Genomic DNA, 24,568 nt, shown 5'->3' on the forward strand with positions numbered 1-24,568 from the left:
GTCGATACCAGTCGCGATCTTACAGGCGCGTCGGGGTGACGGCCAGTTTTTGGCAGGTCGGGACTGACCCAGAGGAATGGCTGGGCAAACCTGGGAAATCTACCGACTGGTGCCGCCGACGGTCAGCCCGTCGATACGCAGCGTGGGCTGACCGACGCCGACCGGGACGCTCTGGCCTTCCTTGCCACAGGTGCCGACGCCCTCGTCGAGCCGGAGGTCGTTGCCGATCAGACTAACCCGGGTGAGAACATCCGGGCCATTGCCGATGAGGGTAGCGCCCTTGACCGGACGGGTGATCCGGCCCTTTTCGATCAGATAGGCTTCGCTCGCGGAGAACACGAACTTGCCCGAGGTGATGTCGACCTGACCGCCGCCGAAGTTGGCGGCATAGAGTCCCTTGTCGACCGAGGCGATGATCTCTTCCGGATCGTGCTCACCAGCGAGCATGTAGGTGTTGGTCATGCGCGGCAGCGGCAGATGGGCGTAGGACTCGCGCCGTCCGTTTCCGGTCGGCGTGGTACCCGTGAGCCGGGCGTTGAGCCTATCCTGCATGTAGCCACGCAGGATGCCGTCCTCGATCAGCACGGTGTTTTGGGTCGGGATGCCCTCGTCGTCGAGATTGAGCGAACCGCGCCGTCCGGGCAGGGTACCGTCATCGACCACGTTCACACCCTTCGCAGCAACCCTCTGACCGATGCGCCCGGCGAAGGCCGAACTGCCCTTGCGGTTGAAGTCGCCCTCCAGACCATGACCGACGGCCTCGTGCAACAACACGCCGGGCCAGCCCGGACCGAGTATCACGGTCAGGGTCCCGGCCGGGGCCTCCACCGCGTCCAGATTGACCAAGGCCTGCCGCACCGCCTCGCGCGCGAAGGCCAGTGCCCGATCCTGGGCCATGAAATAGCCGAGGTCGGCGCGCGCCCCGCCGCCGCTCGATCCCTGCTCGCGCCGCCCGGCCTGCTCGGCGATGACGGTGACATTGAGCCGCACCAGCGGGCGCACGTCGGCGGCCAGGGTGCCGTCGTCGGTCAGCACCAACACCGTGTCCTGCACCGCGACCAGGCTGGCAATGACCTCACGCACGCGCGGATCACAGCGCCTGGCCTCGGCATCGACCCGTTGTAGCAAGGCGACCTTGTCGGCATCGGGCAGGCTACCGATGGGATCGAGCAGTTCATAGAGCCGCTGGTTGAGAGGTCGCTGACCGACGCGCACTCGGGCCTCCCGCCCGCTGCTGGCAATTGCGCGTGCCGCCTTGGCCGCCTCGATCAGCGCCGGGAGCTGCAGCTCATCGGAATAGGCAAAGCCGGTCTTCTCGCCGCTGACAACGCGCAGCCCAGCCCCCTGCTCGATACTGAAGTTACCGTCCTTGAGGATGCCGTCCTCCAGTGTCCAGGATTGCAAGCGGCTGTATTGGAAATAGATGTCGGCTGCATCCAGGGCCGCGCTGGTCAGATGGCCGAGCAGGCGGTCGAGCGCAGACTCGTCCAGTCCGGACGGAGCGAGGATGTTGTCACGGGCGATGGCGATGGGATCAATCATGGGTTCGGCTATGGATGGACGCTTGGGTTCGGTGGCGGGAGGTTTGGCGACCCGGGCACAGATCATCCGCTCACACATCCGGTGTCGCTTGTGACGGGAACTGCGGCCTCAGGTGTTGCATTTCAAACGCCGATGGTAGATGGTCGGGAAGCTGCACCGCACCGACTCCAGGAATTCGCGATCGATCGAGGCACAGACGAATCCAGTCCCGCGCGTAACCTGGGCCAGGATGGTGCCCCAGGGATCGACGATCAGGCTGTGTCCATGGGTCTCGCGTCCGTTGACGTGAAACCCACCCTGAGCTGCCGCCACCACATAGGCCAGGTTCTCGATGGCGCGCGCGCGTATCAGCGGCTCCCAGTGCGCCTTGCCGGTGACGGCGGTGAAGGCCGAGGGCACAGCCAGGATCTCGGCACCCTCGTCGAGCAGACGGCGAAAGAGTTCTGGAAAACGCAAATCATAGCAGATGGCCAGCCCGAGCCGCCCGAAGGGGCTGTCGATGACGACCGGCTGGAAGCCCGGCTCGATAACCGCCGATTCGTGATAACGTTCATCGAGCCCCGGCAGATTGACGTCGAACAGATGGATCTTGTCGTAGCGGGCGACCCGCTCGCCACGATCATCAAAGACCAGACAGGCCGCGCGTACCCGATCGGGATCATCGGCCTGCAGCGGAATCGTGCCGCCGACCAGCCAGACACCCAGTTGCTTGGCCAGCCGTGCCAGGAAGGCTTGCAATGGCCCGTCGCCATCGACCTCGCAGAGCGCGCGCTGATCACGGTCCCCCTGCCCCATGAAGGCGAAATTCTCGGGCAGGACCACCAGCTCGGCCCCCTCATCCACGCTCTCCCGGATGAGGCGCTCGGCCTCGAACAGGTTGGCGTCGACATTGGGGCCGCTCGCCATCTGGATGACCCCGATCTTGTGTTTTTCTTTCATGCCTGTTGTCCGAACTAACCAATCGCACCCCAACCCTGGCGCGGATGTCTCTGTAGGAGCGCCTCAAGGGGCGATCGCGGCGCCCAATCCCTGCCTCAACCGCCAAGATCGCGGCTCAAGCCGCTCCTACGGGAGGCGTTGGTGGGGTAGGAGCGCCTTTAAGCGCGATCCACATCTTTGAGCCGAGCTAATAGGCTTGCAAACCTTTATTGTTTGCTCGTTGCAACCATACTACCAGAGTCGCTCGAACGGAAACCGGCACTCAGTGCACTTCGAGAAAATGGTTGATCGGGCGCGGCGGTTTACTGTCCGGGCTCGCCGGTTTGCCGCGCTCACCTAGACCGCTCAACGGCTCCCAGCCCAATCGTTTCCACTCCGGCTCGGTCCAGGGGCCGGTGACCCGATACTGATAGCGCCCAAGCCGGTCAAGGGTGTTACCGGTGGCGCGATCGACCAGATAGACGGCCGCACCGACCATGGGACCGCCTGCCACGGCGCCGGCCAGGGCCATGCCCGTTGCCAGCCTGGGCTCGACCGTGACCAGCTGGTCGAGCCGTCGGCCAACGAGATCCGCCGTGCCGCCGACCATGACGCGCCCGGCTGGGCCCTCGATCGACACGTCTTCGAAACGCGCCTGACCCTGCCCGATGCGGATGCGTCCGTCCAGACGCTCGAAGGCAAAGCCCTGGCCATAAAGATCGGAGAAGTCGAGCGCCAGCCGCCGTCCGATGGAGCCGATATCGATGAAACCAAGCAGACGCCCGACACCTGGCTCGGCGTTCAGAAAACGTCCCGGATCCACGCCAATGTCGAGCACGCCCTCGGCCCGCGCCCAGTCAAGGCGTTCCAGCCCGCCGGGCCAATCGAGTCGGATGCGCGCCCAGGCGCCCTTGGCCTCAAGGGTCGTCGGCTCGTCGAGCAGTGTTAAAACGCCTGACAGGTCTGGGGTCTCGGCCTTCAGATCCAGACGGCTGCGTCCAGCCTCGGGCGCGCGGACCCATTCGCCCGTGCCCTCGAGCGCCAAGAGTCCAGGTCGGCTCAGACGCAGACGCGGCAGACGCAGCCCCAGGGCATCGCGATACAGCGACAGATCGAGCGCGCCCAGTGTGCGTTCGCCCCAATCGAGCCGAGCGACGTGCAGATCGAGCGATGGCAGTTCGACGATCGGGTCTGACTCGCGCTCGGGACGGGGCGGCGGCGCCCCTGCGGATGCAGGATGCGCCACGAGCGCCTTGAGATCGAGCCGTTCCAACGCAAGACCCAGACGGGTTTGGTCGTCACTGTTGGACGGACGGATCAGCCCGGCGAGCTCGCGTGACTCGACACGAAACTGCCAGCCGGACTTACCCGGCGTGCCCCTGAGTCTGAAGGCCGCAAGCGCCCGCTCACCGAGACGCAGATGTTCGACGTCGAATTCCAGACCCGCGAGTTCGATACCGTCCTTGGCCAGTTCGCTCCGACCGAGCCGAGTCGCCTTGAACCAATCGCTCCAGTTGCTCAGGTCCAACGTGTCGATCCGCCCGGCCAGATGGAGCCCGGACCCCTGGGTACGCAGTGACAGCTCGAGCGGTCGGCCCGCCAGCCTGGCGCCAACCTTGGAGGTCTGGATCCCGCGCTCGTCGAAATGTACCTCGCCGCTCAGATCCGAGAGCTGGATGTCCGTCCCACGCACGCCGAGTGTGGCCGATTCCGGCCAACTCAGCACACCCGACACGCCCAGCACACGCCGTTTTGCCAAAGGTAGAACGATGTCCAGCACCAACCGCGATCGGCCGCTGACCTGGAGGATCTCGGCGAGTCCGCCTAGATCCTTCGACAGTGGCGTCTCGGCCAGGGTGCGCCGACCGTCCTCGAAAGGACCGCGCGCCTCACCGTGGATATGGATCTGCTCGACCCGCGCCAGATCGGGCAGATCGACCCGACCATCGACAAAGTCACTATCGAGGATGCGTCCACGATCGACGCGGATGCTTAGGCCCTCGTTGAGAAAATTCAGCCGGCCAGAAGCCGACTCGATAGCCGGCCAGCTCGGTTGATAGTCCAGCCGCAGATCCTCGAATGCCAGATTCAGCTCGAAACGACCCTGACGCTCGCGAAACGGATAGTCGGACGGGGCGCCATGAAAGATCAGTTCGCCCAGGGTGACCCGCCCGGAGACGATCGCTGCCGTGAGCCAATCGACCACCCTGGGTTGCAGGATGCCGACCGGCAGGTAGAGACGCACCTTGGAGGCATCGGCATCCCGGAAGCGCGCATCGAGATCCAAGAAAGGCCGGCCATCGCGACCCGGCCACAGAAAATCGAACCGCGCCTGACCGCTGAGATCGGCGTTCTCCAGCACCAGATGAGGCACCTTGAGCCGCCAGCCACCATTGGGTTGAGGCTCCCAGTCGAGCTGCCCGTCGCACCGGTCGAAGCGCAGCAGGCGATCAAAGAGCGGATGCAGATCCAGATCCAGACCCTCAGACCCGAACCGTGCCGAGCCGCCATCCTGATCGACGGCGAAGTTCAGCTCCAGACCGGCAAAGCCAGGCTGTTGGTCGCGCTGCTCGAGACTCAGATCCGAAAGCTGGCCGGACATCCGCCAGTGCGCCCTGGCCGGCTCGGCCTTGGACTCGGCCAGATCGAGGTGCAGCGCCAGATGACGCGCCCGTCCACGTGGATGGCGCTCCAGGAGCGACCGAAGCGCCCCAGGCAGCGGCCAGGGACTCGCATGCAGCAGGATGCCCAGATCGCCGAGGTCCAGCTGAGAAAGGCGTGCGTCCAGACCCAGCAATTGCCCGTCCGGAGATAGGCGCAGATCCAGATCCAGGCCCGATAGGGTCGCGCCCTCAACACCAGCCTCCAGCCCGGCGACCCGAATGCCCCAGCTGGATCCCAGCGCACGCACGCGCGCCAATCCGTGCAGATGCCAGGCCGGCGCCGACGGACCATCCTCGGATATCGGCGACCTCTGTCCGACCGGCGTCGCCGTTGCCAGCCGCAGTCCTTGCAGATCGGCCTGGATCAGCGCCTGTTCGAGCCGACCGGCCTTAAGGTCGAACCAGCCCTCGACACCGACATGCTCGGTATCCAGTCGACCGCGTTGCAACATGGACACAGGCAACAGCAGACCGAGATTGGCCACACCCAGACGCAGATAACCACGACCACTCCAGGAAAGCGGATCGGACGCCGGACCCTTCAGCCGCAAGGCCATCTGGAGACAGGGCTCACAGGGTTTGGCCTGGCCATTGGACTCCTGGTCGGTCGCAAGCACGAGCAGATCCGGCGGAAGTGGACGGGCGGAGAGATCCAACCAATGACGTTCGCCGGCGTTCTCAAGTCGCAACCGTACATCGACCAGACGCAACTGCTTGCCGCCGCGCGCCGCATCGACGAACAGGATCTCGCTCTCGCTCAGATCGATCCAGCCCTGACTCAGGAAGCCCGCGAGCACGCGCGGATCATCGCTCACCAGCGCGTCCAATCCATGCACGCGGATATGCCCATCCGGGTCGCGCTCCACAACCAGATCCGCCCCGACCAGGGTGACGCCCGACACCTGGACCGAACGACGCAACAGCGAGGCACCGAGATCCAGGTCCAGTTCGATCGCCCTCAGCGCCAGCGCCCGCGTACCGGAATCCGGGCGATCGAGCGCGACACCCTCCAGCCGCAGACGCAGCTGCCAACCGGACAGGCCGAGTCGCAGCGTCCCGATCGACATCCGATACCCGAGATGCTCAGACAGCCTGGCGGCGATGGCGTCCCGATACTCGTCGGACAGATGCGGCGACAGACGCACGAACGAGACCAACAGCGCCAGGAGCACCAGCCCCATGAGCAGGGTGTTGATGAACCAGCTCGCAAGACGTCTGAGCGAGAGCATGGGAGACATCAGACCAATGGGGCCTGCGGATTGCGCTCGACCGGGATGTTCAGTGTTCATTTGCACAGGACCGCGCATCTCGGCACCGACTCCACAAGGCCTTAGATGAGCACCACGTCGTATTGCTCCTGAGTGTAGAGGGCCTCGGCCTGCAACCGGATGGGCTTGCCGATGAATGCCTCCAGCTCGGCCAGATGCGCCGACTCCTCGTCGAGTAGCCGGTCGACGACCTCCGGCGAGGCCAGCACCAGCAGGCTTTCGACCTCGAACTGACGCGACTCGCGCAGGATCTCGCGGAAGATCTCGTAACAGGTCGTCGCGGCGGTCTTGATCGAGCCGCGTCCACCACAGCAGGGGCAGGGCTCACACAGCACATGCTCCAGCGACTCGCGGGTGCGCTTGCGCGTCATCTCGACCAGCCCGAGCGAGGAGACCTCGGTGAGGTGGGTCTTGGCATGATCACGGGCCAGGCATCTTTCCAGCGCACGCAGCACCTGGCGCTTGTGCTCTTCTTCGGTCATGTCGATGAAATCGATGATGATGATGCCGCCGAGATTGCGCAGTCGCAGTTGTCGGCAGATCGCCTGCGCAGCCTCCAGGTTGGTCTTGAAGATGGTCTCCTCGAGATTGCGATGGCCGACGAAGGCACCGGTGTTGACATCGATGGTCGTCATGGCCTCGGTCTGGTCGATGACCAGATGCCCCCCCGATTTGAGACTCACCTTGCGTTGGAGCGCCTTGCGGATCTCCTCCTCGACGCCATAGAGATCGAACAGTGGACGCTCGCCCTGGTAGTACTCAATGCGCCCCTGGATCTCGGGGATGTACTCGGCGGCGAAGGAGACGGCCTTGTCGACCATGGTGCGTGAGTCGATGCGGATGCGCTCGACCTCGGGCGTGACCAGATCGCGCAGGGCGCGCAGGGCCAGGGGGAGGTCATCATGGATCAGACCGATCTGATCGACTTGAGCGCAACGCTCCTTGATGCCGCGCCAGAGCCGGGACAAAAAGGCCATGTCCTTCTCCAGCGCCCCCTCGCTCACACCTTCGGCAGCGGTGCGAGCGATGAAACCGCCCTCACCCTGATGGGCCTCGACATAGCGCAGCAGGATCTCGCGCAGCCGCCGCCGCTCGGCCTCGTCCTCGATCTTCTGTGACACGCCCGTGGTCGACACCGCCGGCATGCACACCAGATAGCGCGAGGCGATCGAGAGGTTGGTGGTCAGGCGCGCGCCCTTGCTGCCGAGTGGATCCTTGACCACCTGGACGACGATCAGGTCGCCCTCGCGCACCAGTTCTTGGATCTGGTCGCCGCGCGACTCGCCTGGGGTGCCGATGATGTCGGAGACATGCAGAAAGGCCGCGCGCTCCAGACCAATGTCGACAAAGGCCGCCTGCATCCCCGGAAGCACGCGGCAGACGCGCCCCTTGTAGATGTTGCCGACCAGACCGCAGCGTTCGGCGCGCTCGATGATGATCTCCTGCACCACACCGTTCTCGACCACGGCGACCCGGGTCTCGGGCGGTGTGACATTGATGAGAATCTCTTCACTCACTCGGTACGTCCTTACAGGTGACTGGATGCTTGAGACATTGAAACCGCAAAGGCGCGAAGGACGCAAAGAGGGTGTCGTCAGGGCTTGCGTTCGCCGCCGAGCAAGGCCATCCCGGCGCGTTGTAACAGACAGCCGGTTTCATAGAGCGGCAATCCCATGACGCCCGAGTAGCTGCCCCGGAGTTCCGCGACGAAGAGCGCGCCTAGGCCCTGGATGCCGTAGCCTCCGGCCTTGTCGCGCGGCTCGCCGCTCGCCCAGTACGCCAGTTGCTCAGATTCGTCGATGGCGCGAAAGCGAACCAGGCTTACGCTAAGCTCGTACCAGACCTCGCCGGCCCAGGCCAAGGCCACCCCGGTCAGCACAGAATGCGTCCGCCCGGATAGACGCGCCATCATGCGCAGAAAATCGGGGCGGTCGAGCGGTTTTCCCAGGATCTCGCCATCGACGATCACGGCGGTGTCGGCGGCGAGCACCGGGCGCGGGTCTCTGGTCGGTATCCCCGATCGGCCCACCAGGGCCTTCTCGATCGCGATCCGCCGCACATAGCCTTCAGGCGACTCACCGCGGACGGGGGTTTCATCGATCTCGACCGCGAGGGGGGCAAAACGGACGCCGATCTGGGCGAGCAGCTCGGCCCGGCGCGGTGAGCGCGAGGCGAGATAGATCTGGTGATTGGTTTCAGTCATGGTTCAGGCGCGATGATAGGGATGTCCCTGGATCAGACTCCAGGCACGGTAGAGCTGCTCGGCGAGGATGACGCGCACCAGCGGATGCGGAAAGGTCAGGGCCGAGAGCGACCAGCGTTCGCGCGCCCGCGCCAGACAGTCGTCCGACAGCCCGTCGGCCCCGCCGACCACGAGCGCCCGATCGCGCCCATCGGCCAGCCAGGCGCGCAGATGATCAGCGAGCATCTCAGTGCTCCAGGACCGCCCGCGCTCGTCGAGCGCGATTACATCCACACCCTTGGGCAGGGCCTTGAGGAGGCGCCGCCCTTCTTCTTCGCGTGCCCGATGCGGATGAACGGTCTTGGTCCGCTGCACCGGCTCGATCTCGACCAGATGCAGGGCACATTCGGGCGGCAGCCGCTTGGCGTACTCGTGATAGCCTTCCTCGACCCAGCCCGGCATCCGTCGTCCAACACACATCAGATGGATCCGCATACGACATTCGCCTTCCTTCAACCTTCGCCATCATCCCCCATGGCGGCGCCCAAGGTAAACGCGCCCCAAGAGCCGCGCACCGCTTTTAGGGTCAATCGGCTTGCGTTATGATTGAAGACCTGAGTGTTCAAGCCCCGCCTGTGCCAAGGCCTGTTGCCTTGAGTACGGTCGGACCAGATAGAACCCCCAGCGACCAACGGACACTGGGGTCAACGGAGACAAACATGGGTGTCAGTGGCATCAGTATTTGGCAGCTCTTGATCATCCTGGTGATCGTGGTCTTGTTGTTCGGCACTAAGCGCTTGAAGAACATCGGCTCGGATCTCGGCGAGGCCATCCGCGGCTTCCGTCGCTCGATGGCGGGCTCCGACAATGACGACGGGAACGGCGTGCGCGAGAGCGCCGCCATCACCCAGCCCGGCGGGGCACGCCCAACGGATTCGAGCACCCAGTCGCGTCCGGCTGAGACATCGGCCAATCGTGATCGCGCTTAAAGCCGATCAGACACCTGCCACCACCGCTGGACCCAAGCCATGTTCGATGTCGGCTTTCAAGAACTGATCCTGGTGGCCATCGTCGCCCTGATCGTGGTCGGCCCTGAGCGCCTGCCGCGCGTCGCGCGCGTGGCTGGCAAGTGGGTCGGGCACGCCCGGCGCACGCTAGCCAACGTCAAGCACGAGATCGACCGCGAGCTCAAGGCCGAGGAGCTCAAGCGGATCCTCGAGGAACAGGCGCGACACAACCCATTCGACACCATCCTAGAAGTGCCGGCAAAGACCCAACCTCAGACCACACCGCCTGCCGAGTCGCAGACGACGGCAATCGACCTGCTTGCCAAAAAATGACAATCTGCAAGCCTATCGCCTCCGCCTGGAGTGCCGCAGGCGGCGCGGTTTGTTGCCTGCCGCCTACTTAAGGACAGGGTCCTTGTTACAGCCTAACGGACACCGCATCTTCTCCCGGCCAAGCCCCAACGCGTAGACCCGATCCATGCCACGCCGTCTCCTGCCGATCCTGATCCTTGCGCTGGGGATCGGCCTCTTCGCCGCCCTCAAGGCGACCCGCCCCAAACCGCACCCCGTCCAGCCCAGCGAACGAATCTGGCGCGTGCAAGTGACCCAGGTCAGGCCTACCACCCATCGCCCGATCCTGGTGCTCTTTGGCCAGGTCGAGGCCCCGGATCGCATCCAGGCCGCCGCCCCGGTGGCCGGTCGGCTACTGGAGGTTCGGGTACGCGACGGCGATCGGGTCGCCGCCGGAACCCTGTTGGCGCGTCTTGACCCGCGCGATCTCGAACCGCGGTTGACCAAGGCGCGCGCCGACCTCGACAAAGAGCGACTCAAGCTGACACATGATCGTCAGGCGCTGGAGCAGGAACGCGAGATCCTGCGCCTGGCCCGGCAGGCGCTGGAGCGCGCCGAGACCGTGCAGTCCAAACAGCTCGGTTCGGTCTCCAGCGTCGATGAGGCGCGCGAGCAATACGCCCGCGCCCAGCTCGCCGTGACCCTGCGCGAGCAGTCACTCGCCGAACACCCGGCACAGCTGGCAGCCCTGGAGGCGGCGCTCGCCGAGGCCGAGCGCGATCTGGCACGCGGTACCCTCCGAGCCCCCTTCGACGCCCGCATCGCTGGGGTCAAGGCCGCGCCGGGTGATCAGCTCCAGCCCAACCAGGTCATCCTGACCCTCTATCCGCTCGATGGGCTCTATGTGCGCGCCAAGGTGCCTGGCGCCTATAGCGAAGAGCTGCGTACGGCGCTTGCAAACGGCGAACGCCTGATGGCCACCGGGGCCCACGCCGGACGTCCGGTCAGTGCCGTGCTCGAACGGCTCGCGGGCGAGGCCGACGCGCGCGGGGTCGATGCCTTGCTCCGGCTCGACCCTGGGGCTGACTTACCGCTCGGTGCCTTCGTCGAACTGCGGCTTCAGCGCCCGGTCGCGCCCGACACCATCGCCCTGCCCTTCGCGGCGCTCCACGGCGGGGATCGCATCTTCGCGGTGCGCGACGGGCGTCTCCAGGGTCTGCGCGGCGAACGCATCGGCGAGCTCGACACAGACACCGGCGAGGGTCGAGTCTTGCTGCGCGTGCCCGAACTCCAGCCCGGCGAGCCAGTGATGATCACCCATCTGCCCAACGCCATCGACACACTCAAGGTCGAGATCGTCGAATGAACACTGGGCTGATCGCCGTCTTCGTCCGTCATCCGTTACTGGCCAATCTGCTGATGATCGGGATGATGCTCCTGGGCGCCATCAGCCTGACGCGGATGAACATCCAATTCTTTCCAACCTTCGCGCTCGACATCATCGCGGTGCGCGTGGTCTGGAGCGGGGCCGCGGCCGAGGACGTCGAAAGCGGGATCGTCATCCCCCTGGAGGAACGGCTCAAGACCGTCGATGGACTCAAAAAACTCACCTCGACCTCCGCTCAGGGTATCGCCAGTCTCTCGCTCGAGCTCCAGGAAGGCACGGATCCGCTGCTCGCCCTCGATCAGGTGCGCCAGCGGGTCGACGAGTTCCGCAATCTGCCCCAGGAGGCCGAGACCCCGCAGATCAGCCGGATCTCGCGCTATGAGGCGGTGGCGCGGTTGCTAGTCTCCGGACCCAGCCTAACGGAGCTTCGCCCCTGGGTACGCCAGTTCGAGCGCGAGCTTTTGGCACGCGGCATCGATCGCGTCGATATCTCAGGTCTGCCCGAGGAGCGCATCGCCATCGAGGTGCCGGGGCGGGCACTGGAGACGCTCGGGCTCTCAATCGATGGCATCGGTGAGCAGGTCGGACGGATCGCACGCGACCTGCCGTCCGGCCTCGCCGGCGAGTCCGACGGGGCACGTGAGCTGCGCAGCCTAGAGCAGCGCCGCGATCCGGTCGCCTTCGAGGATCTGGCCATCGTCAGTGACGCGCGTACTCTGGTGCGTCTAGGCGATGTGGCGACTATCGTGCGCGAGATGCGGCCCGCGAGTCTGACGCTCGAACCCATCCCGGTGGGGCTCGAATCCGAGCGGCTTGCCGACAAGCCGGCGAGCGTGGAGCTCTTGGTCCAGCGCGCCGAACACGGGCACTCGCTCAAGGCGGCCAAGATCTTCGACGACTGGCTCGCCGCCACCCGTCCGACCCTACCCCCGGCGATCGATCTGCGCGTCTTCGACGCCCAGTGGCAAGTGATCGCTGACCGGATCGACCTTTTGATCCGCAATGGACTTCAGGGATTGATTCTCGTGCTGGTGCTGCTGTTCATCTTTCTGCCGGGGCGGGTCGCCTTTTGGGTCGCCATGGGGATCCCGACCGCCTACCTGGCCACGCTCGCCCTGCTCTGGGCCTTCGGTGGCAGCATCAACATGATGAGCCTGTTCGGGTTACTGCTCACACTCGGCATCATCGACGACGACGCCATCGTGATCGGCGAACATGCCGAGACGCGCTTCCGGCAGGGGTTGTCGCCGGCCGAGGCCGCGATCAGCGGCGCGCAGCGTATGTTTTGGCCGATCCTGGCCTCGGGTCTGACCACCATCGCCGCCTTCCTCCCGCTGATGCTGGTCGGCGGTATCATGGGCAACATCTTGGGCGACATCCCCTTCGTGGCGATCATGGTGCTCATGGCCTCGCTGCTGGAGGTCTTTCTCGTCATGCCGATGCATCTGCGCATGGCCTTCGAGCATCACAAGGACGCCGTGGTGCCGCGCTGGCGCGAGTGGGTCAATGCCGGATTCGACCGCTTTCGCGATGGGGTCTATCGACCGCTCGTGGTCTGGGCGCTGCACTGGCGTGGGGTCACGGTCAGCCTGGTGGTGGTGTCCATACTGTTGGCCATCGGGCTGCTGGTCGGCGGGCGGGTGCCCTTCGTGTTCTTCCCAACACCCGAGTCGCAGGTGGTCTTCGCCAATGTCACCTTCGTCGCTGGTACACCGCGCGAACAGACCGCTTCATTCCTCCATGAACTTGAGCGCGCGCTGATCGCGACCGACGAACAATTCGGCGGCGGGCTGATCGAATCCGCGGTCGCCCGACTCGGGGCGACGATTGCGGTCGAGGCCGGGGCCGGTGCCAGTGGCGATCAGCTCGCCTCGATCCTGGTGCAGCTCGTGCCATCCGAATCTCGCAAGGTGCGCAACGAACAGTTCCTGGCCGCCTGGCGGGCCAATACCCGGATGCCGGCCGGGTTGGAGAGCCTGGTGATCTCGGCGCGCCGTTCCGGGCCACCCGGACGGGACCTGACGGTGCGTCTGACCGGTGACGATGCCGCCCGACTCAAATCCGCCGCACTGGATCTGGCCCAAAGCCTGGAGACCGTGCCGGGCGTCTCGGATATGGTCGACGATATGCCGTTCGGGCGCGAACAGCTGATCTATCGCCTGACGCCGACCGGTCAGGCGCTGGGCTTTACCACCGAGTCGCTCGGACGCCAGTTGCGCTCGGCCTTCGACGGCTATCTGGCACAGCTGGTCCAGGTCGGGCAGGACGAGCTAGAGGTGCGGGTGCTACTGCCACGCGCCGAGCGGGCGCGGCTCAATGCCCTGGAACAACTGCTGGTACGCGCGCCAGACGGGCGGTTTGTGCCCCTGCCCACGGTTGCTCGCTGGGAGACGCGACGCGGCTTCGAGGCCCTGCGTCACGCCGAGGGGCGACTCGCGGTCGAGGTCTCGGCCGACATCGACCGCGCGCTGACCACGCCCGACAACGTCCGCGAGGCCCTGGAGCGCGATCTGCTGCCGCGTTTGGTGTCGCACTATGGCATCGACTACAGCTTCGAAGGCCGCGCCGCCGATCAGCGCGAGACGCTCGGCGACATGCGCCTGGGCGTGGTCCTGGGGCTGGCGCTGATCTATATGATCCTGGCGGCGGTGTTTGGGAGCTGGGGTTGGCCGCTGGTGGTGATGACTGCCATCCCGCTGGGTCTGGTCGGCGCGATCGGCGGGCACTGGCTGCTGGGGCTGGATCTGACCCTGTTATCGCTCTTCGGGCTCTTTGGGCTCTCTGGGATCGTGGTCAACAATGCCATCATCCTGGTCAGCCTGTATCAAGAGCTGCGCGAGGCGGGGATGGATGTCGATGAGGCCCTGGTCGAGGCGGCGGTGTCGCGTCTGCGCGCCATGCTCCTGACCTCAGCGACGACTGTGGTGGGACTGGGGCCACTGATCTTCGAGACCAGTCTCCAGGCGCAATTTCTGATCCCGATGGCGGTATCGCTGGCCTTTGGCGTGGGATTCTCGACCATCCTGGTGCTGATCTTCACCCCGGCGCTGTTGTCGCTACATGAGAGTGCGCAGCGGAGGCTGGGGGCGTTGTGGGTCTGGTTTCAGAGCGATACGAATCGGATCACTCAGGCAGGCCATCGAGAACAATAAGCTGAATAAATAGCGGGCGAAGGGTGGCGATTCTAACCTTCAGCAGCCATCTCGAGCACGGTCGAGACAAATGCAGGCGTTGCCTGATTGCGCTTGAGCGCATCCTCATACAGCACCTCTAATGTATAGGAACAACAACGCCGACAAGGCCTGGTTCTGCGCTAAGGCCGCCACCTTGCCATTGACCGTCAGATCGCTCAAGAACGCTGCGACCTCCTCTGCCCCCCCATCTCTTTTGGATGCCGCTTGCCATGCAACGGGATGAAGCGCTTGATCCAGTGGATATATTGATCCACGGTTACGATTGAGTAATGCTTTGTCCTGAGCCGCTCCCGCACCTGGTCGAGCTGGCGGCTGTCTGGGGAGTTGGTGTAGGTATCATCTCTGGCATAGAGGGGAACCAAAGATATGACTAGATAGTGTCGTCACAAGAAGCGTCTTGCAGCTAAACTGTGCGGCATGATGACAACCACTTCTCCCGCTCTTGCGGCGCATCGGCGCCACGACCTCTGCGACCAGACGTGGTTTATTGCTGGAACCGTTGTTACCCGGACGCCGTGGTCCCTGGGGTGGGGTCGCCAAAGATAACAGCCTGTTTATCAAGGCGGTATTCTGGATTCTGCGCATCGGCGCCCGTGGCGCGATCTACCCCCGGATGATGGGGACGGGAAAAACACGCACCGGCGCTTTTGCCGCTGGCGCGACAAAGGCGTGTGGGCGCCGTGGCTTCCGGCGCTGGTCTTTGAGCCGGACTTTGAATGGATGATGATCGATGCCACCCACATCAAGGTTCATCCTCACACCGCCGGTGCTCGGGGTGGCCATCAAGTCATGGGCGTAACAAAAGGGGGCTGAACAGCAAGTGGCACCTCGCGGTGGATACTCATGGGAGGCCGGTGCGTCTGCGGCTCACCGCCGGCCCCACGTCCGACGGCACCCCGGCCGACCTCTTGATCGACAGCTTGGGCGCCGAGCATCTGTTGGCCGATCGTGGATGCCCCTCCCTAACCCTCCCCGTAAACGGCATAGGTATCTACACAATTTCATCCATCCCCTCCGTTAGCAAGAAGAATCGAGTTGGCGAAGGCACGGAGTTCTGGGATGGAAGAGTGATCAAGGGAATCGAGGATGGCGAACAGTATGAAAGCGCCAGCCAACAAGGCGGAGGGGGTAACAAGGCGAGATGCCTTCATCTGCCTGCCGGACAAGCGCACGAGAAACTGCCGGGCGGCTTGTGCCTCCTCGGTCTGCTGCGCAGAGAGGCGCCACACCAGGATACAGGCCTGGGTGGCGATCAGCAGACGCTTGAATAGGGCTCCCCCGCTCTCCTGTTCCCCACTGCTCCAGTTGATGGCCTGCCTGTTTGAGCAGTTTGAAGAACGATTCGATCTGCCAGCGGAAGTCGTACCACCGTGCCACACGCGCGGCACTGACGGTTTCAGGCACCGACGTGAGCAAGAACCATTCGGCCACCAGATGTCCGGCTTCGTCGCACAGGCGACTGACCACCAGCCGGGCCTTCAGCGGTTCGCCCGGAACCGGTCGCTGCCGCCGCCCGTCAGCGCCGATTTTCTTCGGTTTCGCTGGCCGGGTCAGAACTACCGGCGCACTGGCAATCCAGTGCTGGATCGGTCGGCCTTGGCAGAGAACCTGGCGTTCTCGGGTATAGCCAAGTTGCTTGGCCACCGCGTCGATGCGCATCGAGCCGTTGCCGTAACGTACCGTCGAGTTCCCTTTGGCGCGCACCAGCCACAACTGCCCGGGCCTGCAGGTCGTGAGTCCCCCGCGCAAGAACCGCAAGATCCCCCGCGCCTCTGAGACCGCACTCTACCGGCATCGGGTCGAGAATGCCTTCTTGCAGCTCAAACGCTGGCGAGGGAGTGCCAACCGCTCTGCCAAAAATGCCGCTTCGTTCCTGGCCGCCGCCCAGATTCGTTGCATCGCCATCTGGGCTCGAATCTTATGACGACACTATCTAGAATCGACCGCGTGCCACTTGCCATCTTTGATCTCGACAACACACTCCTGGACGGTGATTCGGACTATCTCTGGGGCTGTTATCTCGTCCGGCATGGATTCGTGGACGGCGCTGAGTACGCGCGCGCCAACGAACGATTTTATCGCCAATATCAGGATGGAACCCTGGATATCCACGAATTCCTAGATTTTTCGTTGCGTCCGTTGCGTGATCACCCGCGTGCGCATCTGGAGGCGCTGCGCGCACGCTTCATCGAAGAGCAGATCGATCCGATCATAACCCCAGCGGCGCGTGCGCTGGTCGAAAGACACCGATCCGCCGGCGACATCCTGCTCATCATCACTGCAACCAACGCCTTCGTCACCGCGCCAATCGCCGAGCGCTTCGGGGTACCGCACCTGATCGCGACCCTGCCCGCCGAGCGCGATGGGATCTATACCGGCGAGGTCGAGGGGATACCGGCGTTTCGCGAGGGCAAGGTCGCGCGGCTCGAACACTGGCTTGCCGAGCAGGGACTGGATCTGGCGGGCAGTTGCTTCTACAGCGACTCGCACAACGATCTACCGTTACTGGAACGGGTCGAACGCCCGATCGCCGTCAACCCAGACGCCCAGTTGCGCGCCACGGCCGAGGCACGCGGCTGGCCGATCCTGTCGCTGCAAACCTCAATCCGCCCCTAGAGCATGCAACTCGCGTTCACAGAGTTGTCATCCTTCTCACATCAGTCCGCAACACTTGTCGCCTAAGATAATTCCTCACGTATTCTTTACCTGAGAGGGCATTCAATGGTCGCTTCGGCTTCCGCGCCGCTCGCCAAGCGCGGCGAGCGTCTCTATGTCGAGATCGCAACATCCAAGTCCGAGGTCCGCGAGGCGCAGGCGCTGCGCTATCAGGTCTTTGGGGAGGAGATGGGAGCGCAGCTCAAGGGCGAGCCGGGCTATGATCACGACGCGTTCGACGACCATTGTCAGCACCTCCTCGTTCGCGACTCGCGCACCGGACGGGTCGTTGCCTGCACCCGTTTGTTGACCGACACGAGTGCCGCCCAAATCGGATGTTTCTATTCCGAGAGCGAGTTCGAACTCGATGCCATCAAGCGGCTCGACGGACGTCTGCTGGAAGTCGGACGCACCTGTGTCGCGCCTGAGTTTCGACAGGGATCGGCGATCGCCGTGCTCTGGTCCGGGCTGGCCGGATTCATCCAGATCAATGGCTTTGACTATCTGTTCGGCTGTGCGAGCGTCCCGCTCGGCGAGGATGACATCCAGGCCGCCGCCATCATGAACCGACTGCGCCGTCAGGCGCTGGCCCCCGAGGATCGGCGCGTCACACCGCGCGTTCCTCTGCTCACAACCCAGGTCGATGATGATGTCCTGGATGCGCCGCTGCCACCCTTGCTGCGTGCCTATGTCCGCCTGGGCGCCAAGGCATGTGGTGAGCCCTGTCGTGATCCAGATTTTGGCGTGGCAGACGTACTCATGCTACTTGATATCGACGCCCTAAACCCAGCCTACTCACGCCACTTCCTCGACAGGCAGGGTCTTTAAGAGACAGCCTGGATGATATTTAAGGACCATGATCGCACGAATACTCTGGAGAAGCTGGCGGGTCGCCGAGCATCTAGTCACCGGAACGCTCATTGGCTTCTACGCCGCGCTTCATGGACGGACGGATCGGTCTCCGCTTTGGCTGCCGCGCGCCGTGCGCTGGTGGCATGGACGGCTGGTGCGTGCCCTGGAGGTCGAGGTCAGGGTTGAAGGGCAGCTGGAACCTGGCTGTCTCTTGGTCGGTAACCATATCTCTTGGCTTGACATCCCTATTCTGGGCGCCCAAGGTGAGATCAGTTTTTTGGCCAAGTCGGATATCCGGCGCTGGCCACTGATCGGCTGGCTAGCTGATCTCGCTGGCACGCGCTTCATCGAGCGCGGCGCGCATCGCGCAGAGAGCGTGGCGCGCCAGATCCTGTCGGATCTAGCGGCGAGGAATACGGTCATGATCTTTCCCGAGGGAACTACAACCGATGGACGCACCCTAGGACGTTTCCATCCCCGCCTTTTCGCCATCGCCCAGCATCCCGGGGTTCGCGTACAGCCGGTGGCCATCCGCTATCGACGGCGAGATACCCTTGCCCTCGATCAGTCCGTGCCCTATGTTGGCGATGACAGTCTGATCGCCAATCTCAGCCGACTTGTCCGGCATCCAGGACTGATCGCCTGTGTCCATTTTCTCACGCCCATACAGGCGCTGGAGGGTGAGTCGCGCCGTGCACTCGCCGAGCGCACCCGCGGGCTCATCCTTGAAACGCTCGATGTTGCAGAGACGAGGGCCATCACGACCAACGGTGACAGAGTGGTGTTGGTGCGCGACGACGATGCCAGTCCACGCTGGCTAAAGTCTAGAGCTATTTGAAACATGCCCAGAGAAACTTGGACCACCCCGCCGTCCAAGGGCGATCGGCTCAGGATCGCCATCGTGACCGAGACCTATCCCCCCGAGATCAACGGCGTCGCCAACACCATGCGCCATCTGGCCGAAGGCATGGCGTCGCGCGGGCATAAAATCCAGTTGATCCGGCCAAGACAACCTGCAGACCCGAGACATCCAGCCCCCTCCAATACGCTTGATCTGCTCCTGGTTCCAGGCTTACCGATCCCGGGCTATCGGGGTCTAAGATTTGGGCTACCGGTCTATTGGCGTCTGCGCCGTCTTTGGTACCGTCGGCCGGTGGATCTTGTCTATATTGCCACTCAAGGACCACTGGGCCATGCCGCGTTATCGGCAGCGCTGGCACTCAAAATCCCGACGATCACCGGCTTTCATACCCACTTCGAGCAGTATAGCCGACACTACGGGCTAGGTGCCCTGACCCGTCAGATCGCCAAAACACTGAGACATTTCCACAACCGCTCCGATGCCACGCTGGTTCCAACCGTCGAGTTGCGTGATAGCCTGGCTGCCGAGGGCTTCGAGAATCTGCATGTCTTCGGGCGCGGAGTCGACGTCGATCAATTCGCACCGGAGCGGCGCTCTGCTGAATTGCGCCGATCCTGGGGCTGCACCGAAGACGATCTGGTCGTCCTCTATGTGGGTCGGATCGCGGCGGAGAAGAATCTGGCCCTGGCACTCGCCGGTTTCAACGCCATCCAGCGGCAGTGTCCGAGCGCGCGCTTTGTGCTGGTTGGCGACGGTCCCGAGCGCCCACATCTGCAACAGGAACACCCGGACCTGATCTTCGCTGGTGCGCGCGTCGGCGACGATCTCGCCGCTCACTATGCCTCGGGCGATCTTTTCCTCTTTCCAAGCCTCACTGAGACCTTTGGTAATGTCGTCACCGAGGCCATGGCCAGCGGTCTGCCCATCATCGCCTTCGACTATGCTGCAGCACACGCACATATCCAGCCCTGGATCAATGGCGTGACCGTGCCGGTCGACGATCAAGAATCATTCATCGACAGCTGCCTGGAGTGCGTCAGCGATCGGGAACGACTGCGACGAATGGGACTCGAAGCCAGGAAATGTGCACTAGATATTGGGTGGGAGCGCGTTCTAGGGCGTGTCGAAGAACACCTGTTCGACGTAATCCACAGAAAACGAGGTCAAACGGAGTCCTGTCATGCAAGCCTGGCTACAACATCTGAATGACTTGGAAGTATCCGTCTGCCGCCTCTGGAGTCGCTCGGGGCAACGCCGCTGGATTCGATATCCCTTTGTGCTCATCAGTCGGTTGGGGGATGGGCTCTTTTGGTATAGCCTCATGGCTGCCCTGCCCCTGGTCTATGGCTTGAAAGGATTGCAAGCCAGTCTGCACATGCTGGCGACCGGAGGTATCGCTCTACTCCTCTACAAGTCGATCAAAGGTCTAACTCGGCGCTCTCGTCCTTGTGATCACGCCAGTGACATCACGGCCTTGGTTCCACCACTCGATCAATACAGCTTTCCCTCGGGTCACACACTCCACGCCGTCGCCTTTTCGACTGTCGCTATCTGCTACTTTCCTGTATTGGCTTGGATATTGATTCCCTTCACGACCCTGATTGCGTTATCTCGCATCATTCTCGGGCTGCATTATCCGAGCGATGTTTTAATAGCGACTTTGATTGGTCTGGGGTTGGCTTATGCGAGTCTTTCTATCTCGTGTGATTTTATTTTGGGAGTTTGGTAAGCAGGTCGAGGCCACCCACAAATCGGGATAGGGGCGGTAAGGATACCTGACCGGGCCCCTCCCACACCACCCGGCATGCGGGTCCGCACCGGGCGGTTCGAGAAGTTGAGGTCATGAGAGACGGGGCAGGCCGAGTTTGTCGAAGTAGGCAATGGTGAGCACGCGGTTGAGTTCCCCTGCGCTGTTCCTCCACCCGCAGCGGGAGTTGCCTGCCACTCGCTTTGCCACCTGTTCGGCGGCTCCGAGGTTGATCAGTTCCCGGTAGATCGTGCTACCTCGCCGCCATTGCTTGAGTTGAATCGCCTGCAGTCGATGACGCAGCCATTCGTCCAACCTCCGCCAGACCTTTGGCGTCTGCACAAAACCAGAAGCTGTAGCCCAGAAACTTCCTTCCCTTCACGCTCGCTACCGCGCTCTTGGTCTCATTGACCTTAAGCCGTAGTTTGCCGTAACGCTTGCGCATCCATGCCATCGCCCGTTCGCTTGCCTTTTGGCTGCGGACATACACGTTGCAGTCATCGGCATAGCGTACAAAGCCATGGCCGTGCTTCTCCAAATACTTATTCACTTCGTCCAGCATCTCGTTGGCCAGGAACGGACTCAGCGGCCCGCCTTGCGGCGTCGGCCTTTCATCCACAAGGCAAGATCTCCCCGGGTAAGAACGCACTCCTTCACTGCACAACCGCCGAATTTACGCCGCTTCGCCTCGATCACGAGAGCTTCGCGGAATCGTGCCCGCTCGCTCTGCTCGGCAGCGCCTTCTATCCGGTTCGTGGTCCAAGGCTCGCAGCTTCGCTCCACGCCTCCTCCCCACACTCGCTCGCCCTCATGCAGTTGCGCTTCGCTTCGTTCGTCGTGATCAACTTACGGTGGGACTTTCACCCACAAGAGTGCGCCCTGCCGGGCGCACACAAAAAACACTGCCCCCTTTGGGGGCAGAGTGGCATGGGAAGGGGTCCCTGGCGGTGCCCTAGGTTCGCCTGGGGAGGCCCCAGACTAGGATCGGCGAAGGCTTGTTTCACGTCTGAGTTCGGGATGGGATCAGGTGGTTCCAAGTCTCTATGGCCGCCAGGGGAAGGGTGGGATCAGCGGTTGGGGGTCGCTGATCCGCGAAACGGTGAGTCTGTAAGGGAAACGGGCTTGGGTGTTATATGGTCAAGCCGCACGGTCAATTAGTACGGGTTAGCTGCACGTGTTGCCACGCTTCCACATCCCGCCTATCGACGTTGTCGTCTGCAACGGACCTTTAGAGGTCTTGAGTACCTTGGGAGATCTGATCTTGGGAGGGGCTTCCCGCTTAGATGCTTTCAGCGGTTATCCCGTCCGGACATAGCTACCCGGCACTGCCACTGGCGTGACAACCGGAACACCAGAGGTCCGTCCACTCCGGTCCTCTCGTACTAGGAGCAGCGTCCCGCAAATCTCCAACGCCCACGGCAGATAGGGACCGAACTGTCTCACGACGTTCTAAACCCAGCTCGCGTACCACTTTAAATGGCGAACAGCCATACCCTTGGGACCGACTTCAGCCCCAGGATGTGATGAGCCGACATCGAGGTGCCAAACACCGCCGTCGATATGAACTCTTGGGCGGTATCAGCCTGTTATCCCCGGAGTACCTTTTATCCGTTGAGCGATGGCCCTTCCATTCAGAACCACCGGATCACTATGACCTACTTTCGTACCTGCTCGACGTGTCGGTCTCGCAGTTAAGCACCCTTGTGCCATTACACTCAGCGGGTTGATTTCCGACCAACCTGAGGGTACCTTCGTGCTCCTCCGTTACCCTTTGGGAGGAGACCGCCCCAGTCAAACTACCCACCATGCACGGTCCCTGACCCGGATCACGGGTCGAGGTTAGAACGTCGAACAAACCAGGGTGGTATTTCAAGGTCGGCTCCACCCAAACTGGCGTTTGGGGTTCGCAGCCTCCCACCTATCCTACACAAGTCGGTTCAACGTCCAGTGCAAAGCTATAGTCAAGGTTCACGGGGTCTTTCCGTCTAGCCGCGGGAACTCGGCATCTTAACCGAGAATTCAATTTCACTGAGTCTCGGGTGGAGACAGTGCCGCCATCGTTACGCCATTCGTGCAGGTCGGAACTTACCCGACAAGGAATTTCGCTACCTTAGGACCGTTATAGTTACGGCCGCCGTTTACCGGGGCTTCGATCAAGAGCTTCTCCTCACGGATAACCCCATCACTTAACCTTCCGGCACCGGGCAGGCGTCACACCCTATACGTCCGCTTACGCGTTGGCAGAGTGCTGTGTTTTTAATAAACAGTCGCAGCGGCCTGGTCACTGCAACCTCTCTCGGCTCCAACCGCGCGGGTCTTCACCTACTCAGAGGCGCACCTTCTCCCGAAGTTACGGTGCCATTTTGCCTAGTTCCTTCACCCGAGTTCTCTCAAGCGCCTGGGGATTTTCACCCAACCCACCTGTGTCGGTTTCGGGTACGGTCACACACCACCTGAAGCTTAGAGGCTTTTCTTGGAAGCCGGGCATCAATCACTTCGTCTCCGTGGAGACTCGTCATCCGGTCTCAGAATTGAACCGCCGGATTTGCCTAACGGTCCTCCCTACACCCTTGAACTGGGACTACCATCACCCAGCTGACCTAGCCTTCTCCGTCCCCCCATCGCAGTGGTGTCTGGTGCGGGAATCTTGACCCGCTTCCCATCGACTACGCCTCTCGGCCTCGCCTTAGGGGCCGACTCACCCTGCGCCGATGACCGTTGCGCAGGAACCCTTGGGTTTTCGGCGCGGGGGACTTTCACCCCCGTTGTCGTTACTTATGTCAGCATTCGCACTTCCGATACCTCCAGCCGGCTTGACAACCGACCTTCAACGGCCTACGGAACGCTCCCCTACCATGCACTCGCGTGCATCCGCAGCTTCGGTACAGGCTTTAAGCCCCGTTACATCTTCCGCGCAGGCCGACTCGACCAGTGAGCTATTACGCTTTCTTTAAAGGGTGGCTGCTTCTAAGCCAACCTCCTGGCTGTCTGGGCCTTCCCACATCGTTTCCCACTCAAGCCTGATTTAGGGACCTTAGCTGGCGGTCTGGGTTGTTGCCCTCTCGACGACGGATGTTAGCACCCGCCGTCTGTCTCCCGTGATCGCACTTCTCGGTATTCGGAGTTTGCCTCGGGTTGGTAGGCCGGGATGGCCCCCGAGCCGAAACAGTGCTCTACCCCCAAGAGTGAAACACGAGGCGCTACCTCAATAGCTTTCGGGGAGAACCAGCTATCTCCGAGCTTGATTAGCCTTTCACTCCAACCCACAGCTCATCCGAAGCTTTTTCAACAGCTCCCGGTTCGGGCCTCCAGTGGGTGTTACCCCACCTTCACCCTGGCCATGGGTAGATCGCCCGGTTTCGGGTCTACTCCCAGCGACTCAATCGCCCTTTTAAGACTCGCTTTCGCTACGCCTCCCCTATCCGGTTAAGCTGGCCACTGAGAAGTAAGTCGCTGACCCATTATACAAAAGGTACGCCGTCACCCCCGCAGGGGCTCCGACTGCTTGTACGCACACGGTTTCAGGTTCTCTTTCACTCCCCTCACCGGGGTTCTTTTCGCCTTTCCCTCACGGTACTGGTTCACTATCGGTCGGTCGGGAGTATTTAGCCTTGGAGGATGGTCCCCCCCTCTTCAGACAGGATTACTCGTGTCCCGCCTTACTCAATTTCATGTTAGGTCGGCTTTCGTGTACGGGGCTATCACCCTGTCTCGCACGACGTTCCAGTCGCTTCCACTAACCTACCCAACACTTTAGGGCTGTTCCCCGTTCGCTCGCCACTACTAAGGGAATCTCGGTTGATTTCTGTTCCTCGGGGTACTGAGATGTTTCAGTTCCCCCGGTTCGCCTCCTGTCCCTATGGATTCAGAACAGGATACTTGGCCTCAGCCAAGTGGGTTTCCCCATTCGGATATTCCCGGATCAAGGCCTGTTTGCCGGCTCCCCGAGACTTTTCGCAGGCTACCACGTCCTTCTTCGCCTCCGACCGCCTAGGCATCC

19 protein-coding genes, 2 rRNA genes and 2 pseudogenes (1 of these 23 running past the window's edge) are annotated in these 24,568 nt (G+C 62.7%); 11 read left to right on the top strand and 12 right to left on the bottom strand.

All coding sequences use genetic code 11. The features are described from left to right. Positions 1-99: 99 nt before the first annotated feature. From tldD to rlmH, 6 genes are all read right to left on the bottom strand, one after another. On the bottom strand, positions 100-1,542 hold the full coding sequence (gene tldD / locus E6P07_RS10320; protein WP_153975532.1) for a metalloprotease TldD: 1,443 nt from the start codon (positions 1,540-1,542) through the stop codon (positions 100-102). A 108-nt stretch (positions 1,543-1,650) separates the two neighbouring features. Next, positions 1,651-2,481 (bottom strand): carbon-nitrogen hydrolase family protein, encoded by an 831-nt coding sequence (locus E6P07_RS10325; protein WP_153975533.1) that lies wholly within the window; start codon positions 2,479-2,481, stop codon positions 1,651-1,653. Between the two features lie 262 nt (positions 2,482-2,743). Continuing rightward, on the bottom strand, positions 2,744-6,352 hold the full coding sequence (locus E6P07_RS10330; RefSeq protein ID WP_162008627.1) for a YhdP family phospholipid transporter: 3,609 nt from the start codon (positions 6,350-6,352) through the stop codon (positions 2,744-2,746). A 101-nt stretch (positions 6,353-6,453) separates the two neighbouring features. Beyond that, positions 6,454-7,908 carry a ribonuclease G gene (gene rng / locus E6P07_RS10335; RefSeq protein WP_153975535.1) on the bottom strand — a complete coding sequence of 485 codons (1,455 nt, stop codon included), beginning with the start codon at positions 7,906-7,908 and terminating at the stop codon, positions 6,454-6,456. 77 nt (positions 7,909-7,985) lie between these two features. Continuing rightward, positions 7,986-8,594 carry a Maf family protein gene (locus E6P07_RS10340; RefSeq protein WP_153975536.1) on the bottom strand — a complete coding sequence of 203 codons (609 nt, stop codon included), beginning with the start codon at positions 8,592-8,594 and terminating at the stop codon, positions 7,986-7,988. Between the two features lie 3 nt (positions 8,595-8,597). After that, entirely contained in the window at positions 8,598-9,068 is a 471-nt protein-coding gene (rlmH, locus tag E6P07_RS10345; protein ID WP_153975537.1) for a 23S rRNA (pseudouridine(1915)-N(3))-methyltransferase RlmH, read from the bottom strand. A gap of 224 nt (positions 9,069-9,292) precedes the next feature. Between rlmH and tatA the strand changes: the two genes are divergently transcribed. From tatA to E6P07_RS10365, 4 genes are all read left to right on the top strand, one after another. Beyond that, positions 9,293-9,562, top strand: coding sequence for a twin-arginine translocase TatA/TatE family subunit (gene tatA / locus E6P07_RS10350; protein ID WP_153975538.1), 270 nt, complete (start codon positions 9,293-9,295; stop codon positions 9,560-9,562). 39 nt (positions 9,563-9,601) lie between these two features. Further along, a complete protein-coding gene (gene tatB / locus E6P07_RS10355; RefSeq protein ID WP_153975539.1) occupies positions 9,602-9,913 on the top strand; it encodes a Sec-independent protein translocase protein TatB in 312 nt (103 codons plus the stop codon). Positions 9,914-10,058: 145 nt separating this feature from the next. Further along, a complete protein-coding gene (locus E6P07_RS10360) occupies positions 10,059-11,237 on the top strand; it encodes an efflux RND transporter periplasmic adaptor subunit (protein WP_153975540.1) in 1,179 nt (392 codons plus the stop codon). Beyond that, positions 11,234-14,410: an efflux RND transporter permease subunit gene (locus tag E6P07_RS10365; RefSeq protein ID WP_153975541.1), complete on the top strand. Its 3,177-nt coding sequence runs from the start codon at positions 11,234-11,236 to the stop codon at positions 14,408-14,410. Before E6P07_RS10360 ends, E6P07_RS10365 begins: the two co-directional genes overlap by 4 nt. A gap of 105 nt (positions 14,411-14,515) precedes the next feature. Here the strand turns inward: E6P07_RS10365 and E6P07_RS14225 are convergent, their stop codons facing one another. Both E6P07_RS14225 and E6P07_RS14230 read right to left on the bottom strand, forming a co-directional pair. After that, a complete protein-coding gene (locus E6P07_RS14225) occupies positions 14,516-14,611 on the bottom strand; it encodes a hypothetical protein (protein WP_425505131.1) in 96 nt (31 codons plus the stop codon). Then, complete coding sequence (locus E6P07_RS14230) at positions 14,608-14,748, bottom strand: phage integrase N-terminal SAM-like domain-containing protein (protein ID WP_425505165.1); 141 nt, start codon at positions 14,746-14,748, stop codon at positions 14,608-14,610. The genes E6P07_RS14225 and E6P07_RS14230 overlap by 4 nt, the downstream gene beginning before the upstream one ends. Positions 14,749-14,872: 124 nt before the next feature. Here E6P07_RS14230 and E6P07_RS13940 point away from each other — a divergent pair. Next, positions 14,873-15,414 (top strand): annotated as a pseudogene (locus E6P07_RS13940) (IS5 family transposase); the annotation flags it as partial. A 109-nt stretch (positions 15,415-15,523) separates the two neighbouring features. On the opposite strand, the gene E6P07_RS10380 reads toward E6P07_RS13940, so the two are convergent. Beyond that, positions 15,524-16,156 carry a hypothetical protein gene (locus E6P07_RS10380; RefSeq protein ID WP_343031253.1) on the bottom strand — a complete coding sequence of 211 codons (633 nt, stop codon included), beginning with the start codon at positions 16,154-16,156 and terminating at the stop codon, positions 15,524-15,526. A 16-nt stretch (positions 16,157-16,172) separates the two neighbouring features. Here E6P07_RS10380 and E6P07_RS10385 point away from each other — a divergent pair. From E6P07_RS10385 to E6P07_RS10410, 6 genes and pseudogenes are all read left to right on the top strand, one after another. Continuing rightward, a pseudogene (locus E6P07_RS10385) lies at positions 16,173-16,376 on the top strand (IS5/IS1182 family transposase); the annotation flags it as partial. 23 nt (positions 16,377-16,399) lie between these two features. Further along, entirely contained in the window at positions 16,400-17,068 is a 669-nt protein-coding gene (locus E6P07_RS10390) for a histidinol-phosphatase (RefSeq protein WP_153975543.1), read from the top strand. 105 nt (positions 17,069-17,173) lie between these two features. After that, a complete protein-coding gene (locus tag E6P07_RS10395; RefSeq protein ID WP_153975544.1) occupies positions 17,174-17,935 on the top strand; it encodes a GNAT family N-acetyltransferase in 762 nt (253 codons plus the stop codon). A gap of 28 nt (positions 17,936-17,963) precedes the next feature. Further along, positions 17,964-18,797, top strand: a complete 834-nt coding sequence (locus E6P07_RS10400; RefSeq protein ID WP_153975545.1) for a lysophospholipid acyltransferase family protein — start codon at positions 17,964-17,966, stop codon at positions 18,795-18,797. A gap of 3 nt (positions 18,798-18,800) precedes the next feature. Next, entirely contained in the window at positions 18,801-20,030 is a 1,230-nt protein-coding gene (locus E6P07_RS10405; protein WP_153975546.1) for a glycosyltransferase family 4 protein, read from the top strand. After that, positions 20,002-20,550: a phosphatase PAP2 family protein gene (locus E6P07_RS10410; protein WP_153975547.1), complete on the top strand. Its 549-nt coding sequence runs from the start codon at positions 20,002-20,004 to the stop codon at positions 20,548-20,550. Before E6P07_RS10405 ends, E6P07_RS10410 begins: the two co-directional genes overlap by 29 nt. 271 nt (positions 20,551-20,821) lie before the next feature. Here the strand turns inward: E6P07_RS10410 and E6P07_RS10415 are convergent, their stop codons facing one another. The 3 genes from E6P07_RS10415 to E6P07_RS10425 all read right to left on the bottom strand — a co-directional run. Further along, complete coding sequence (locus E6P07_RS10415; protein ID WP_246172817.1) at positions 20,822-21,187, bottom strand: reverse transcriptase domain-containing protein; 366 nt, start codon at positions 21,185-21,187, stop codon at positions 20,822-20,824. A 320-nt stretch (positions 21,188-21,507) separates the two neighbouring features. Then, positions 21,508-21,623 (bottom strand): 5S ribosomal RNA (gene rrf / locus E6P07_RS10420). A 78-nt stretch (positions 21,624-21,701) separates the two neighbouring features. Beyond that, positions 21,702-24,568, bottom strand: a 23S ribosomal RNA gene (locus E6P07_RS10425) (it continues 25 nt past the right edge of the window).

It is taken from the genome of Thermochromatium tepidum ATCC 43061, from assembly GCF_009664085.1.
Lineage (GTDB): Bacteria > Pseudomonadota > Gammaproteobacteria > Chromatiales > Chromatiaceae > Thermochromatium > Thermochromatium tepidum.